13 protein-coding genes and 1 pseudogene are annotated in these 13071 nt (G+C 62.5%); 6 read left to right on the forward strand and 8 right to left on the reverse strand.

Going from position 1 to position 13071, the window contains the following annotated elements; genetic code table 11:
- Positions 1-105 (forward strand): annotated as a pseudogene (locus AC3EDY_RS12890) (IS630 family transposase); the annotation flags it as partial.
- 12 nt (positions 106-117) lie between these two features.
- Here AC3EDY_RS12890 and AC3EDY_RS12895 read toward each other — a convergent pair.
- Together AC3EDY_RS12895 and AC3EDY_RS12900 are read right to left on the reverse strand one after the other, a co-directional pair.
- Positions 118-324, reverse strand: coding sequence for a hypothetical protein (locus tag AC3EDY_RS12895; RefSeq protein ID WP_488572905.1), 207 nt, complete (start codon positions 322-324; stop codon positions 118-120).
- 406 nt (positions 325-730) lie between these two features.
- Complete coding sequence (locus tag AC3EDY_RS12900; protein ID WP_488572906.1) at positions 731-937, reverse strand: cold-shock protein; 207 nt, start codon at positions 935-937, stop codon at positions 731-733.
- 362 nt (positions 938-1299) lie between these two features.
- On the opposite strand from AC3EDY_RS12900, the gene AC3EDY_RS12905 reads away from it, so the two are divergent.
- Complete coding sequence (locus AC3EDY_RS12905; protein ID WP_488572907.1) at positions 1300-1974, forward strand: spermine/spermidine synthase domain-containing protein; 675 nt, start codon at positions 1300-1302, stop codon at positions 1972-1974.
- Here AC3EDY_RS12905 and AC3EDY_RS12910 read toward each other — a convergent pair.
- Complete coding sequence (locus tag AC3EDY_RS12910; RefSeq protein ID WP_488572908.1) at positions 1969-2886, reverse strand: MipA/OmpV family protein; 918 nt, start codon at positions 2884-2886, stop codon at positions 1969-1971. The genes AC3EDY_RS12905 and AC3EDY_RS12910 overlap by 6 nt on opposite strands.
- A gap of 311 nt (positions 2887-3197) precedes the next feature.
- Between AC3EDY_RS12910 and AC3EDY_RS12915 the strand changes: the two genes are divergently transcribed.
- Both AC3EDY_RS12915 and AC3EDY_RS12920 read left to right on the forward strand, forming a co-directional pair.
- Entirely contained in the window at positions 3198-3386 is a 189-nt protein-coding gene (locus AC3EDY_RS12915) for a hypothetical protein (RefSeq protein ID WP_488572909.1), read from the forward strand.
- A 121-nt stretch (positions 3387-3507) separates the two neighbouring features.
- On the forward strand, positions 3508-3702 hold the full coding sequence (locus tag AC3EDY_RS12920) for a hypothetical protein (protein WP_488572910.1): 195 nt from the start codon (positions 3508-3510) through the stop codon (positions 3700-3702).
- A 180-nt stretch (positions 3703-3882) separates the two neighbouring features.
- Here the strand turns inward: AC3EDY_RS12920 and AC3EDY_RS12925 are convergent, their stop codons facing one another.
- Positions 3883-4506 carry a TetR/AcrR family transcriptional regulator gene (locus tag AC3EDY_RS12925; protein WP_488572911.1) on the reverse strand — a complete coding sequence of 208 codons (624 nt, stop codon included), beginning with the start codon at positions 4504-4506 and terminating at the stop codon, positions 3883-3885.
- A gap of 80 nt (positions 4507-4586) precedes the next feature.
- Here AC3EDY_RS12925 and AC3EDY_RS12930 point away from each other — a divergent pair, with 80 nt between their 5' ends.
- A complete protein-coding gene (locus AC3EDY_RS12930; protein ID WP_488572912.1) occupies positions 4587-5849 on the forward strand; it encodes a multidrug effflux MFS transporter in 1263 nt (420 codons plus the stop codon).
- Between the two features lie 312 nt (positions 5850-6161).
- On the opposite strand, the gene AC3EDY_RS12935 is transcribed toward AC3EDY_RS12930, so the two are convergent.
- A complete protein-coding gene (locus AC3EDY_RS12935) occupies positions 6162-7403 on the reverse strand; it encodes an MFS transporter (protein ID WP_488572913.1) in 1242 nt (413 codons plus the stop codon).
- A gap of 253 nt (positions 7404-7656) precedes the next feature.
- On the reverse strand, positions 7657-8109 hold the full coding sequence (locus AC3EDY_RS12940) for a nuclear transport factor 2 family protein (RefSeq protein ID WP_488572914.1): 453 nt from the start codon (positions 8107-8109) through the stop codon (positions 7657-7659).
- Between the two features lie 72 nt (positions 8110-8181).
- On the opposite strand from AC3EDY_RS12940, the gene AC3EDY_RS12945 reads away from it, so the two are divergent.
- Positions 8182-9036 carry a hypothetical protein gene (locus AC3EDY_RS12945; RefSeq protein ID WP_488572915.1) on the forward strand — a complete coding sequence of 285 codons (855 nt, stop codon included), beginning with the start codon at positions 8182-8184 and terminating at the stop codon, positions 9034-9036.
- A 258-nt stretch (positions 9037-9294) separates the two neighbouring features.
- Here the strand turns inward: AC3EDY_RS12945 and AC3EDY_RS12950 are convergent, their stop codons facing one another.
- Both AC3EDY_RS12950 and AC3EDY_RS12955 read right to left on the reverse strand, forming a co-directional pair.
- Positions 9295-9822, reverse strand: a complete 528-nt coding sequence (locus AC3EDY_RS12950; protein WP_488572916.1) for a hypothetical protein — start codon at positions 9820-9822, stop codon at positions 9295-9297.
- 23 nt (positions 9823-9845) lie between these two features.
- Positions 9846-13031 carry a TonB-dependent receptor domain-containing protein gene (locus tag AC3EDY_RS12955; protein ID WP_488572917.1) on the reverse strand — a complete coding sequence of 1062 codons (3186 nt, stop codon included), beginning with the start codon at positions 13029-13031 and terminating at the stop codon, positions 9846-9848.
- Positions 13032-13071: the final 40 nt, after the last annotated feature.

Genomic DNA, 13071 nt, shown 5'->3' on the forward strand with positions numbered 1-13071 from the left:
CGGACTGTCCCCGAACTCTGGGATGCCATTCGCGATGCGCTGCCACGCTTCACACCCCACGAATGCACAAATTACTTTATCGCAGCAGGTTATGAGCCAGAGTGATCGGAATCTGCTCTAGCCGTGTTCGGGCATGTCCGCACCACCTGCCGCGTCTTTGCGGTCGCGGCGGCTGGTCTCGATCTTGGCGGCACGGTCGGCAATGGCTTGCCATGCCTTTGCGGAAAGCAGATGACGTTCGCGCACGTTGGCCAGAAGGCTAACTTCGGCATCGCGCAGGCTCTGCTCGGCACAAGCTTGATAAAAGGCGCTGGTAGCAGTCATCGTTGTTCCTGTCGTCCTGGCGCCCGGTTTGGGAATGTGAAAAAGTCTGTTCAGTCCACCATATCGGCAACCAACCGGCGCATCTCGGCGGCGGGAAGGATCCCTGCCGGCAACGGTGCCGGAAACGGATGCTGACTGATCGAAGACTTGAAGGAAAGACGAAGTGATTTGAAAAACGTAAGCATAGTGGTCGTAAATTAACTCGAACGGTTGGCAGCCGTCTGGCTGCGATTGATGATATCAGATGAACACGGCCGCGCGTGACTGCACCGCGAAAGCGCGATCGAGCCCGGCGGCGCCCGCAGCCACATGACGTGGATCGGGCAGCCCGCTGGGCCCGTCATACGAAAGAACGTTTTCCTTCGCGGCGCAATTCCGGCGCCTTGCGAGCGCCGGAACTATCGGATCAGGCAGAAACGAGGTTGATCGCGGATTGCTTGCCACGACGATCGGTTTCGACCTCGTAGCTCACCCGCTGGTCCTTGTTGAGCGTAGTCATGCCGGCCTGCTGAACCGCGCTGATGTGCACGAAGCTGTCGTTGCCGCCGTTTTCGGGCGCAATGAAGCCATAGCCTTTGTCGGTATTGAAAAACTTGACGGTGCCGATGGGCATGGGATGTTTCCTTTCACGAAAACAAGAGAAACCACCCGCAAAAGCACGGATGGTGCCGGTAGCATGTGAAAGGAAGAATAACCGACCAGGTCGGAGTCAAATTCCGTTGCAGGCGACGTTAGCATTTATCCATATGGGCCAGCCCTGTGGAAAAGTCAATTTGAGACCATGATTTTTCTCGTGATGTCGATTGTTATGGCGACGCCCCACAATTTCGCCTAGCAGCCGGTTCATCCGATCTGCCCGGATCGGGATTTGCGCTGCCCAGGCGCTCGACACCCGGCAAAGTTCGCGACGTTTCGTGGATCGACCCGCGTTTCCGGTCGGAGTTCCATGCCATTCCCGCGACTTTTTCCCATCCCGTGACGACGGAATACGACCTTGTAGACCGTGCCCAGGTGCCCGATGGCGTCGAACTGCAACTGCTGCGCAGCGGCGACGACTTTGCCATCGTCTTTGGCCAGAACGAATTGATGAGCAGCGACGCTTTCGCTTCGGAAGAAGCGCTGGCGACGTTGACTTGCGCCAGAATCACCGGGCAGGCCGCCCCGCAGGTGCTGATCGGTGGTTATGGCATGGGGTTCACTCTGCGAGCCACGCTGGCGGCTTTGGGCAGGGATGCGGGCATCGTGGTGGCCGAGCTGGTGCCGCAGATCGTGGCCTGGGCGCGGGGCCCGATGCAACGGCTTACCGCCGGGTGCCTCGACGATCCGCGCGTGACGCTGGTGATCGACGATGTCGGCCTGCTGATCCATTCCGCGACGGATGGCTATGACGCCATTCTGCTGGACGTGGACAATGGCCCGGAAGGGGTAACGCGCCGCCGCAACGATGTGCTTTATTCACCCGCCGGGCTGGAGGCCAGCCACAAGGCCCTGCGCCGCGGCGGTGTGCTGGCCGTGTGGTCGTCCGATGGTGACGAGGCGTTTACCCGGCGCCTGGAACGTGCCGGTTTTGCCGTTACCGAGGCGGATGTCTGTGCCTTTCCTGACGGAAAAGGCACCAGCCACCATATCTGGTTCGCCCGGCGCCTATAACCGGAAGCGGACGGAATAGGCGGCGCCGATAGTGAACGTCAGACGCTGCCCGCGCGATTGGATGAGCGAAGTGCGCGCGGGGCGGTCTCCCAGCCGGTCGACGCCGCCGAACACCACCACCGCCTTGCGCCGGCTGAGCGGATGGATGACGTTGCCACCCAGACCCAGCGACACAAGCCCGCCGCCGGGACGCGACACGGCCAGGCCGGTGCGAGCCGATTGCGCGGCGTCGACGCCGAAATAGGTCTGCATGAAATCCCGGCTGGCAAACGTCGCGCGCGGCCCGATGGCGTAGAACGTGCGTCCCACGCGCCCGGCATAAGTCAGGGCGACATCGCCCACCACGCCTTCGTGGGCGCCGACGCCCTGGCGCACTTCGACTCGCGTGCGCCATTGCTGGCTTTGGCCGAATCGCTTTTCGATAAAGCCGCCCGCTTCGCCGGCTATTCCGATATTGCCCATACCGCGCAGTTCGGAACTGCTGCCCAGCACCTGGAAAGGCGAACCTCCGTCGTTTTCGTTCCGGCCGAAGCGGGGCTTGATCACCGGGCCGGCTCTCCAACCGTCGGCGTTCAGCGCATTCCATCCCAACCCGTCGGGTACCGAGAAGAACACGCTGTCGTTGTAATTCAGGCGAACGTCGGGAACCACGGCCAGCGCCGTGCCGCGCGATCCTGCCCAGGGCGATCCGAACAAGGTGCCGATACCAAGGGTAAGCACCAGGCCTTGCGGGGGCGGGAGGGCAGCCTGCAGCCCGGCGGGCGCGCCGGCCGGTGGCGGATTCGCCGCCTGGGCCATCGCCGCTTGCGGCATGGCCAGGGCAGCCATGACGGAAAGCCAGGCAGCTCTTGAAAGCACACCCGGCCGGTCCGAAACCTGGGTCCCGCGGCAAAAGCGCTCTGAATAGCTCATCGTTCGTTCACCTTCCTGCAGTGTTGGTCCGGCAAGACCTTAACGACGGCGATCAACCGAGATATCTGACGAAAAATTTTTCCGTTTGGTAAGTTGCGGTTTGGCGATTGCGAAACGAATGACGCTGGTCTTAGGTGGTCAGATCGTGATGTGGCAAGTGTCGATACCCGATGGTGCAGCGATAGTCGGCCGATTTTGCAGATCATTACCCCTGACCGGCAACGCCCGATGGTGGCTTTAGCCTTGCTGGGGATATAACATTCCGGCCTTCGCCCTCGCAATGATGCATCGACGCCTGAACGCGGCGCGCTGTGCGCACGCTGCCGCCCCGCACGAAATCGGTGATCGCGCCTTCGGGTGGGGTCAATCCGAGCAGTATCTTGCCGGTGCAAACCGCCTTTGTGGTGTTATCGATCCTGCCGGGCTTTCTGTTTTCGACAGCCAGGCCGAACCTGGCGAACAACCCTTCGACACCGGCACGTGAACGGGCAGGAAGTTGAACCCACCCGCGCCAGCGCCGATAACGATATGTTCGATCGTCAAGCTCTCGCCATGCGCCTGCTGCCGCAAAGAACCATTATGTGTTAATCTACTATCATATGAATGTTGGCGGAGCGCTCCGTGTCGCTACGATCGCTAATCCTGCTTTCGTATCTGCCCGACGATATTCTGGGCGCGCCCGTTACCGCCGGCAGGGGCAAGATCCATTATCCGATGTTCTTTCGGCTGATCGAGGAACTCGCCATGGGCGATCGCATCGAACCACCCGTGCCACGGCGCATGATGCGATCGTCATGCGGCCGCTGTGGGTGCTGATGAGCTGTCTGTTGCGCAGCGCCCTGCCACATAAACCTAAAGAGCCACGCAAACCTGAAAAGGCGCCGGCATCGGTGCTTTAGCCATGCGAACGGCAGCGCTTTTCAAGGATATTGGCCCAAAGCCGGAAATCGCATGCCCACACGGGACGGCGCGTGGTTCGATAATCTTGTTTGCGGATCAGGGCGTCGAGGGTTTGTCTGCCCGAAGTCCCTTGAGCACGACATCGATGATGAACTTCCGCAGTGCCGGCCGCCCCGGCGTATGCCCGGGAAGCACGGCCAGCATGCTGAGCACCAGAACGTCGCTTGCCCTGGCATCCTCGCGCAAGGTGCCTTCGCTCTGGGCTCTGACGATGAGCGTCTGCAGGTGCTTGGGCACGTCCTGGTTGATCTGCGGAACAGGATGAAACTGCCGAGACCATATCCTGCGCAGGATTTCGCGGTCTTCGTCGGCCTGTTGCGATGTCGCCGTGATGAAATAGGCGATCCCTTCGAACGGGTCGGGTGCCGTCGCCGCTTTGGCGGCAATGACTTCGATCTTGTTCATGCTTTCGACGATCAATGCCGATATCAGATGGTCCCGGCTGGGGAAGTGGCGGAACAGCGTGGGAAGACTGACCTCGGCTTTTGCAGCCACTTCGTCGAGCGGAACATCGGTGCCCGATTGACGGAAAAGCTCGCGAGCGGCACGAAGCATTGCCTCGCGGTTGTGCAGACGGTCAGAGCGTATGGCCCGCTTGCGCGGCTTGGCCGCGGGCGCTTCCTGTGCTTTCTGCGTGTCGTCGATCTTCGCTTTGCTCATGCCGTCGCTGTGACATCATCTGGCATCGATGGCCAGACCTTAACGACGCCGCCATGGGGTATCGGGAAAGCACCCGCATAATGCCGTTGACCAAGCCATTGGCTGAAAAGGAACTGGTCGGCCTTGTCGCCGGATTGATGGCGATGCTGGCCTTGTCCATCGATCTGATGCTGCCCGCGCTCAGCTTCATCCAACAGGAGATGGGCGTTCGACCGGAAAGCCGCGTGGCGCTTGTCATCGGCCTGTTTTCCATTGCCAATGGCAGTGCGCAAATCGTCTTCGGCCCGCTGGCCGATCGGTACGGGCGAAGACCCGTCCTGCTGGCGGGACTGGCCCTGGGCATGCTGACCGACCTGCTGGCCGCCGCCGCTCCGAGTTTTCTCGTCCTGCTGGCGGGGCGGCTGGCGGGCGGCATTGCTGTCGCATCGTTCCGGGTCTGCGCCAATGCCATGGTGCGCGATCGATTCAGCGGTGCGGCGATGGCCCGCATCGCCAGCCTTTCGATGTCGGTGATGATGATCGTCCCGATGATTGCCCCGGCGATCGGGCAACTCATTCTGTTTATCGGACCCTGGCGCCTGGCTTTCGGCCTGCTCGCCATTGCCAAACTGGGCCTGTTTCTCTGGGTCTGGTTCCGGGTGGCCGAAACGCTCGCGCCCGAACGGAAACGCCCGTTGTCGTTCGCCGGCATCCGCAGCGGATTGTCGGTCGTCCTGAGCAACAAGGTCACGACCCGGTATGTCGTGGCGACGGCCACGCTGCAGGGCGCCATGTTCAGCTATCTCAATTCCGTGGAGCCGATCTACGTCAAGATGTTCAAGGTCGGCCCATGGTTTTCGGTGCTTTTCGGGGTCACCGCCGTCTTCATGGCCGGTGCGGCCTGGATGAATGCACGCATCGTGATGCGCTTCGGCCCTCACAGGATTTCGCGGCTTGCGCTGGGCACGTTTATCGCATTGTCCCTCGTCCGCGCCGTCATGGTTCTGCTGGACATGGAAACGGTCGTCTCGTTCGTGCTGACGCAGTCGGCAACGATGGCCTGTTCGTCGTTGATAGGGGGTAATTTCTCGGCCATCGCCATGGAGAAAATGGGCCCGGTCGCGGGTACGGCGGCCGGCGTGCAGGGAACCATCCAGGCGGCCGGCGGCGCCCTGATCGGGGCGGTCGTTGGCCAACTCGCATCCGGCACGACCTGGCCACTGACCTTGGCATACCTCGGTTGCGGCACGATCGCCTGGCTGCTGACGCAGACCGGATACGCACGGCGCGAGCAGCAGCCCGAGAAACGCCATGGGGCACCCCCGCCCAGGGCCGGCGTGGACATCGGCGATATCGACACGTGATCCGGAATGTGAACTTCTCCGCACCAGCAAGAACGCCAAGCCGTTTCGCAGGCCAGTGATAAGCCCATTTCGCAACGGCCCGGCAGAGGCGAGCCATGCCTGGCAGACGCTGATGCGGTACATGGAGGCCCTGGTCACAACCTTACCGCGGCGCTTATACGGGCCTGTCGATCGCAGGTATCGCGCCGCTGCGCTGGCTTTCCAGGCCTTCAACCGGCTGGCGCCCTTGCCGGCAATGGCGTATTCGTTCCCGCGCCGCTTCCGGGAACAAGGATGATGCTCGGCGGGCCAGGCACTTGCGTTGACCGACGCTCAGTTCCCGGGCTGCGCGGCTGCACGGACGGTAAGGGTTCGCGACAGGATCAGGCCTGATGTTACGGCGACCACGCTGATCATCACTCCTGGCGTGGCCGCGGAATGCAACCAGCCTTGAAGCAGATAGGCGGCATAAGGCGCCGCGCCGCCGAATATCGCCGTTGCCGTGGTCGCGCCCAGCGCCAGACCGGAAAGGCGGATGTGCGCGGGAAACTGCTCCGCCGTGGCAACGGTGCCAACCGCCGAAACGCCCCCGGCGAGGGCAGCCAGCACGATGACGGCAAACAGCGAAACGTCCCTGTCACCGCCCGCGATCCCCACGAACATTGCCGCTGGCAGCACCGTGCCCAGCCCGCAGAGAACGAGCAGCACGCTTTTGCGGCCGATCCTGTCCGACAGCCAGCCGACGAATGGCGTCACCAGGATCACGACCACCGCCGCCACGGTCGACAGGTCAAGCGCCGCTGCATCCGTGGCCGAGCCGACAAGGCGGATGAAAGACGGCACGTAAGTGATGCCGACATAGTACGAGATCGAGCCCAGTGCGGAGATGGCGAAGCCGGTGCCGATGCCGCGCCGGGCGCGGAGCAGCGCTTCGCGCGTTGGCGAAACGGCCGGGCGCGCGTCCGGCCGTTCGCCGACGAAGCCGGGTGGCTCGGCAATGATCAACCGCAAGAGCCAGATCGCGGCGGCCAGCGCGGCACCGAACAGGAAGGGGATGCGCCAGCCCCAGCTATCGAGCGCCGCGGTAGGCAGCGTGGCGGTGAGCCACGAACAAAGCCCGACGGCCATAAGCCCGCCGATTTCGCTGGCCGCCGCGGCGCTGGAGGTGACGAGGCCGCGCCGATGGGCGGGTGCCGTCTCGAACAGATAGGCGACCACCGCCGGATACTCGCCGCCGACGCTGAAGCCCATCAGACAGCGCATGAGAACCAGCAGCCATCCGGCGATCGCACCCACCTGGCTGTACGTCGGCAAAGCCGCCAGCACCAGCATGGCGAGGGACATCAGCGTCATCGACAAAAGCAGCGTGGGCTTGCGCCCGTGACGGTCTCCGAACGCACCCAGGGCGATCGCACCGACCGGGCGCATCAGATAGGCGATTGCAAACCCCGCCAGGGTCTTGCCCAGGCTTTCCCCGTTCGTGCCGAAAAACACCCGCGACAGCGTCGGCGCGAAATAGAGGCACAGCGTGAAATCGTACCATTCCACAACCGTCGAAAAGCCAACGGCAATCATCGACCGCCATGATCGCGCAGGGGCAAGCGCGTTCATGCGCTGCCCCGCGCCAGCCCCAAGCCGTTGCACGGCCAACCCTGCCGGGGGGAGAGGCCGGGATAGCTCGCTCGCCCGTCTGTCACCGAAAGATGCATAGCGCAATGTGTCCGATGCCGCACAACGTCATTCGTTGCCGCCGGCCCGGCTTACCGTTTCGGACCCCGAACGTCGAGCGCGCATCGGGCAGGCCGGCTCGATCCGGAGCCTGACCGGCTTATCCCCAGATCGAATCGACCGTGCGTCGCTTGAACTTCCAGGCGCCGTCCACTTCGACCACGATATCGTCGATACGGCTGTTCTGCACGATTTCGGCAGGTTTTTCCGGCCCCGTCGCACTTTTCATGGTCAGCAGATAGCCCCGCACCCGGATGCCTTCCTCGCAGCGATCGAAAAAGAGATTGGTGAAATGATGCAGGTTGCGATCCTCGGCCATGTCGTTTGCCTGCACGATCATCGCGGCAAGCTGTTCCGGCCCCGAGATGCTCATGCCGGGAAAGCCGCCGGCCGGATGCGGCAGGAAATCGAAAACGCCGTCATGCGTCCAGCATTCCACCCACGCCGGGTCCCGTTTGTCGAACATCCAGATGGCGCGTGCATAGAGATCGCGCAGCAGGCGCTCTTCCTCGCTCGAAACGGGCATACCTTTCCTCTCCAAAGCTTGACGCATGCGCGGACGCGTACCATTACCGCTAATCAACTGTCATTTAATACGCCACAGGTCAACGCAAAGGAGGATGCGATGGAGGTGATTCACGGCAACCAGCGGCAGTGGGCGACCAGCGGCAAAGGACATCGCGCCGGCGGCGTCCTGTTCAAGCCGTTGTTTGCCGGGCGCCCGGGCGCCGGCAACTACTGGCTGACGCTGGTCCACGTCGACACCTATTCCACCCCGGCGCACAGACACAATTTCGATCAGGTCCGGCTCATGCTGGAGGGCGGCTTCAATTTCGGGCCGATGGACCAGCCGGAAGGCTCGATCGGTTTCTTCAGTGCCGGCACCGAATACGCGCAGCACGCGATCGGCCATAACGTGCACCTGCTTTTGCAGTCCGAAGGACCGGATGGCGGCCGCTATCTCTCGCAAAGCGAAGTGGAAGCGACGACCGAGGAACTCAAGAAGACCGGCACGTTCGCTGACGGCAGATATACGCCTCACGGGCCTGACGGCGTTACCAAGGACGGGTTCGAAGCTGTGTGGGAAGCGGCGTGCGGCGAGGACATCCAATACTCCGAAGGGCGTTTCGATGGCGCCGTCATCATGCATCCCGAGCGTTTCCGGTACAAACCGCTTGAGGGATCGAACGGCGCCTACACCAAGCCCATCGGCCAGTTTTCCGAAGAATGCCTGGCCATCCGCTATGTGAAAATCGATCCGCAAGGCCATGCGACATTGTCGAACAACGCCGGATTGCGGTTCGTTTTCGTGCTGAGAGGGCAGGGCGTGGCGGAGGCTGCGGACCAGACCGCGCCCTGGGAAGCCTACTCCGCGTTTCGTCTTGGCGAACACGAACAGCTTACGCTCTGCGCCCAAGAGGAAAGCGAATTTTGCATTCTGGACCTTGCCGAGAAGTTCCTGCAACGCGAGATCGGCTAGAAGTCGCACCGCAAGCCAAGGTTTTTGCCGGCACCTGTGGCGGCGATCCGGCCCGCCCGCTCAACTGCACGGAAGAAACAATAAATTGTCGGGCTCCGGCACGGCCCGCACGGCACGCCGGGTGACGATCTCGCTTCAATCCGAAACAAGCGCCGAAGAAACGAGCCGGTCTCCTTCGCCCGCAGGATCGTGTCGCAAAGGCGTGTGCGCCGCGGCCGTACCTGTCAGCGAGGGGTCCCTGTCAGCGAGGGATGCCTGTCAGCGAGGGATGCCCGTCGGTCGTTTCACCCGCCGCAGAACCAGCCTTTGCAAACTGCGGGGTTTCATCGCCACTACTGCCCCTTTCTGCATCGGCAGATCGTTGGTGGTGTGGATTTCCTCGATCATCTCATCCTTTTCGACGCGTAGCAAACTGATCAGGATAAGCGCGTCGTATTTGAACGGCGACACCAGAACGCCGCCCATCAGCCGCGCCGGCAGCCGGATCGCACCTCCTTCGGCAACATCGCCTTCGTCGACAAAGAGATCGTCGCCACCCGTTCCGCGGCAAAGCTTGTAGTCCTTGGTCGATTTGAGCACATCGCCTTCGAAATAGCGGGTGCGAAACGGGGTGCACGCGCCATCGCTGTCCGGCCATGACCCGATATCGCGCACCACTTTGATCTGCGGAGCGCCGGGGCGGGACGGGAAGTTCTCAAGCGTACCTTCCCATTGCCCCGCCCAGTCCGGCGAAGGCGGGGCCGCCTGCGCTGCCGATGCCGCCGCGACCAGCGCGATGGTCATCATCGTGGGGGCAACCGCCGCGCGTCTCACAGCCGTGTCCGCATGCCGGTATAGAAATAGCGGCCTATGCTGTCGAACTGAGCCCCGACCGAACCGGCGCCGTAAATGCTGAAAGGTGGCGTGACGTCACCCACGTTATCCACGCCGATGTAGAATTCGCGGCCTTTGCCGAACGATATGGCAAAGCGTAAATCGTTGTAAAAGCTGTCGCTCGTCTTGGTATATTCCTTGGGCCGGCGGTTGGGGTTGAGCGGCGCGATGCCGTTGACGGTTTCGTAGAACGCGACATCGTCATTCTTGTAATAGACGCCGCTAAAATAGCGGAGAGTATGTTCGAGCCGCACAGGGCCGACGCGCAAAGCCGTGTTGAAATTCGCCTGCCATCGCGGATTGCTTGGCGTTTCCACCACCTGGGTACGGAAATCGGGCTGGCTGGGCGAGCGGTAATCGTCGCGCCTGATCACGTAAGTGGCGATCGCGCGCAGATCGACGTGCGAGTCCTTGCCCACATCGAACCCGTAACGCGCGTCGAAATCCAGCCCGGATGCGACGAGGCGCGACAGGTTGATCGGATATTGCGAAACCTGGGTGATCAGGTTGTTGGCATTGCGCACCACCAGCCCGCAGAACGGATTGTCGATTGTCGGCGCATCGACGCACTGCGACGGGACGCGCGAAGGGTTGATGATGTTGCCGTTCGCCTGTGCGATCGCGCCTTTCAGATCGATATGGTAATAATCGACCGAGAAAGTGAACGCCCGCAGGAAGCCGGGATTGAATGTCGCGCCGAACGTGTAGGTATTGCCGCGTTCGACATCCAGGTTCGGGTTGCCGCTGGTGACGGTATTGATCGTCGTCGGGATCGTCGGCGCCCGGTAATTGGCCGGAATGCCCAAAGCCGCGCAATTCGCCCGTCGTGTCGAGGTGCCGTTGTTGATGAAACGGGCGTCGCATGGGTCGATGATCGACGTCTGCCCCGTCGTCCGCGGCGCGAAAAGCTCGCTGATGTTGGGCGCGCGCACGGCACGCTGATACGAGCCGCGCAAGGTAAGGGCACGCTGAGGACGATACATCAGGCCCAGCCCCCACGAATCCTTCGTTCCGACGCGCTGGAGGTTGTAGTGGCTCAGCCGGCCCGAAGCACTCAGCTCCAGCCTGTTGACGAACGGGAGATCGGCAAGCAAGGGCAACTTCAGCTCGCCATAGCCTTCGAACACTTCGACCGACCCGCTGGTCCGCTCGCCGCCCGCCAGCGTATTGCCGACCGTATCCCGCGGATCCGGGACGTAATTGGTGCTTTCCCGACGGAATTCGGTGCCGAGAACGAAGGCTACCGGCCCGCCCGGCAACATCAGGAAGCCCGAACTGTCGCCGGTGAGGAAGCCGCCCGCGAGATGCTGTTCGATGCGACCGCGCGACCGGGTGGTCAGGGTGATGTATTCACGTGCAGCCGCGCTGATATTGCCCACTCCGAAGTAGTTGGCCGGCTGGCACTGGGCAACATCGGGATCGGTGCTGGCGGGCGCGGCAAGCCGTGACGCGCACACGATAGCGCCGGGGGTGCCGAGCACGCCTGCCGTGTCGCGCACGGCATCCGATGCCAGGTCCGCCCGCCGCAGGTTCACATTGTTGACGAAATCGGTGGTGATGCTGGTGCGACCATAGCTGTAAGACACCTCGTAACGCAGATGGTCGTTGATCCTGCCTTTCCCGCCGATGACGCCCCGTATCGTTTCCCGCTTGTCGCGCTCGGCAAACACGCCAAGGTCGGGGAGCGACCGTTCGATGACGAAATTGGAGGAAGATGCGGTCGGACCATAGCTGTTGAGCACGTCCAGTGCCTGGGAAGACAGATAGGGATTGGACTTGCTGACGACGAATTCGCCCAGATATGAGGAGCCATAGGCCATCGAACGCTGGTTGATGTAGTCTACCTGACCGAACAGGGTGAGCGCGTCGTTGACATCGAAATGGCCGAGCAGGGTTGCCGACCAGCGGCTGTTTTCCGGCAGCAGCGATCCTTCCGCGATCGGGCTGAGACCGTCGCCACCATCGCTTATCCCCAGATTGGGATAGGCGCGGGTGCCGGTATTGGCAGGCCGCAGCGTGCCATCCGGCTGGAAGCGGTAATAGGGATCGCCATAGGGCAGGGTGCCGCCGGTGGAATAGGCGAGGTAGCGAATGTCGTTGATCGGGACGTTCGCCGGCTGGCCGGGCTGTCCGGCCGCCGGGTTATTGACAAAGTCCGACTGGCCCTTGGAAAATTCGCGATCGGTATAGCGAAGGCCGTCACGATTGGCATATTGCACCGACAAGGCGATATTGCCGCGGCCCTCCGCGAAATTCTTGCCTGCCACGATGCCGAATGTCTGCGCCCCGGCATCGCCGCGACCGCTGATGCCACCCTGAAGGTTGGCCTCCAGGCCTTCGAAATTGTCCTTGAGGACGAAGTTGACGACGCCGGCAATGGCGTCCGCCCCGTAAACCGACGATGCACCGCCGGTCAGGATGTCGACGCGTTCGAGCAGTTGCACGGGAATGGTGTTGGTATCGGGCTGCGACAATTGCTGCGTGCTGGAAACCAGGCGCCGGCCGTTCTGCAGCACGAGCGTCCGGGTGGTGCCCAGGCCGCGCAGATCAAGCAGGTTGATGCCGACCTGGCCCGGCGCCTGGGTTCCCACCTGGGTCGAGGCCGATTGGGTTTGCGTGGTGCGGAACTGGGGCAGGAGACTGAGCTGGTCGCCGACCGAAATGCCACCGTTGTTGCCCACGAAACGACTGGCGACGATTGTCGTGACCGGGTTGGGCGCGTCGAGCCCGGGGGTGCGGATGCGGCTGCCGGTCACGACAATATCGGCGTTTTGCTGATTTCCGGCCGGGCCGGCGTTTTCCCCTGCCGATGTCTGCCGCGCCGGGCGACGCAGCACGATGACGTTGCCGCTGTCGGAAACGATTTCCAGGCCGGTATTGGCGATCAAGGTCTTGAGCGCGGCGCGTGCGTCCTGCCTGCCCGTGACCGCCGGCGTCAGCACGTTCTCGAGCTGCTCGGCAGGCGCGATGATCTGGACACCGGCCTGCCGGGCAAATTCCGGAATGGAACGATTTGCAGCCTGGGCCGGCACGTTGAACGCGCGTTCCTGCGCATGGCTGGCGACGGGCACAGCCATGATCGACAAGGCAGTGCCGGCAAAGAAAGCTGTTCTGATCCTCATGATGTCCCCCGTTCCGTCCCCGTTGCGCGGCAATTGCCGT

Source organism: Novosphingobium sp. DS6-6, assembly GCF_057784975.1.

Excerpts from the sequence above, each read along its gene's own strand:
- AC3EDY_RS12895 (WP_488572905.1), bottom strand. The coding sequence starts at position 324 with ATGACTGCTACCAGCGCCTTTTATCAAGCTTGTGCCGAGCAGAGCCTG.
- AC3EDY_RS12900 (WP_488572906.1), bottom strand. The coding sequence starts at position 937 with ATGCCCATCGGCACCGTCAAGTTTTTCAATACCGACAAAGGCTATGGC.
- AC3EDY_RS12910 (WP_488572908.1), bottom strand. The coding sequence starts at position 2,886 with ATGAGCTATTCAGAGCGCTTTTGCCGCGGGACCCAGGTTTCGGACCGG.
- AC3EDY_RS12925 (WP_488572911.1), bottom strand. The coding sequence starts at position 4,506 with ATGAGCAAAGCGAAGATCGACGACACGCAGAAAGCACAGGAAGCGCCC.
- AC3EDY_RS12930 (WP_488572912.1), top strand. The coding sequence starts at position 4,587 with ATGCCGTTGACCAAGCCATTGGCTGAAAAGGAACTGGTCGGCCTTGTC.
- AC3EDY_RS12935 (WP_488572913.1), bottom strand. The coding sequence starts at position 7,403 with ATGATTGCCGTTGGCTTTTCGACGGTTGTGGAATGGTACGATTTCACG.
- AC3EDY_RS12940 (WP_488572914.1), bottom strand. The coding sequence starts at position 8,109 with ATGCGTCAAGCTTTGGAGAGGAAAGGTATGCCCGTTTCGAGCGAGGAA.
- AC3EDY_RS12945 (WP_488572915.1), top strand. The coding sequence starts at position 8,182 with ATGGAGGTGATTCACGGCAACCAGCGGCAGTGGGCGACCAGCGGCAAA.
- AC3EDY_RS12950 (WP_488572916.1), bottom strand. The coding sequence starts at position 9,822 with ATGATGACCATCGCGCTGGTCGCGGCGGCATCGGCAGCGCAGGCGGCC.
- AC3EDY_RS12955 (WP_488572917.1), bottom strand. The coding sequence starts at position 13,031 with ATGAGGATCAGAACAGCTTTCTTTGCCGGCACTGCCTTGTCGATCATG.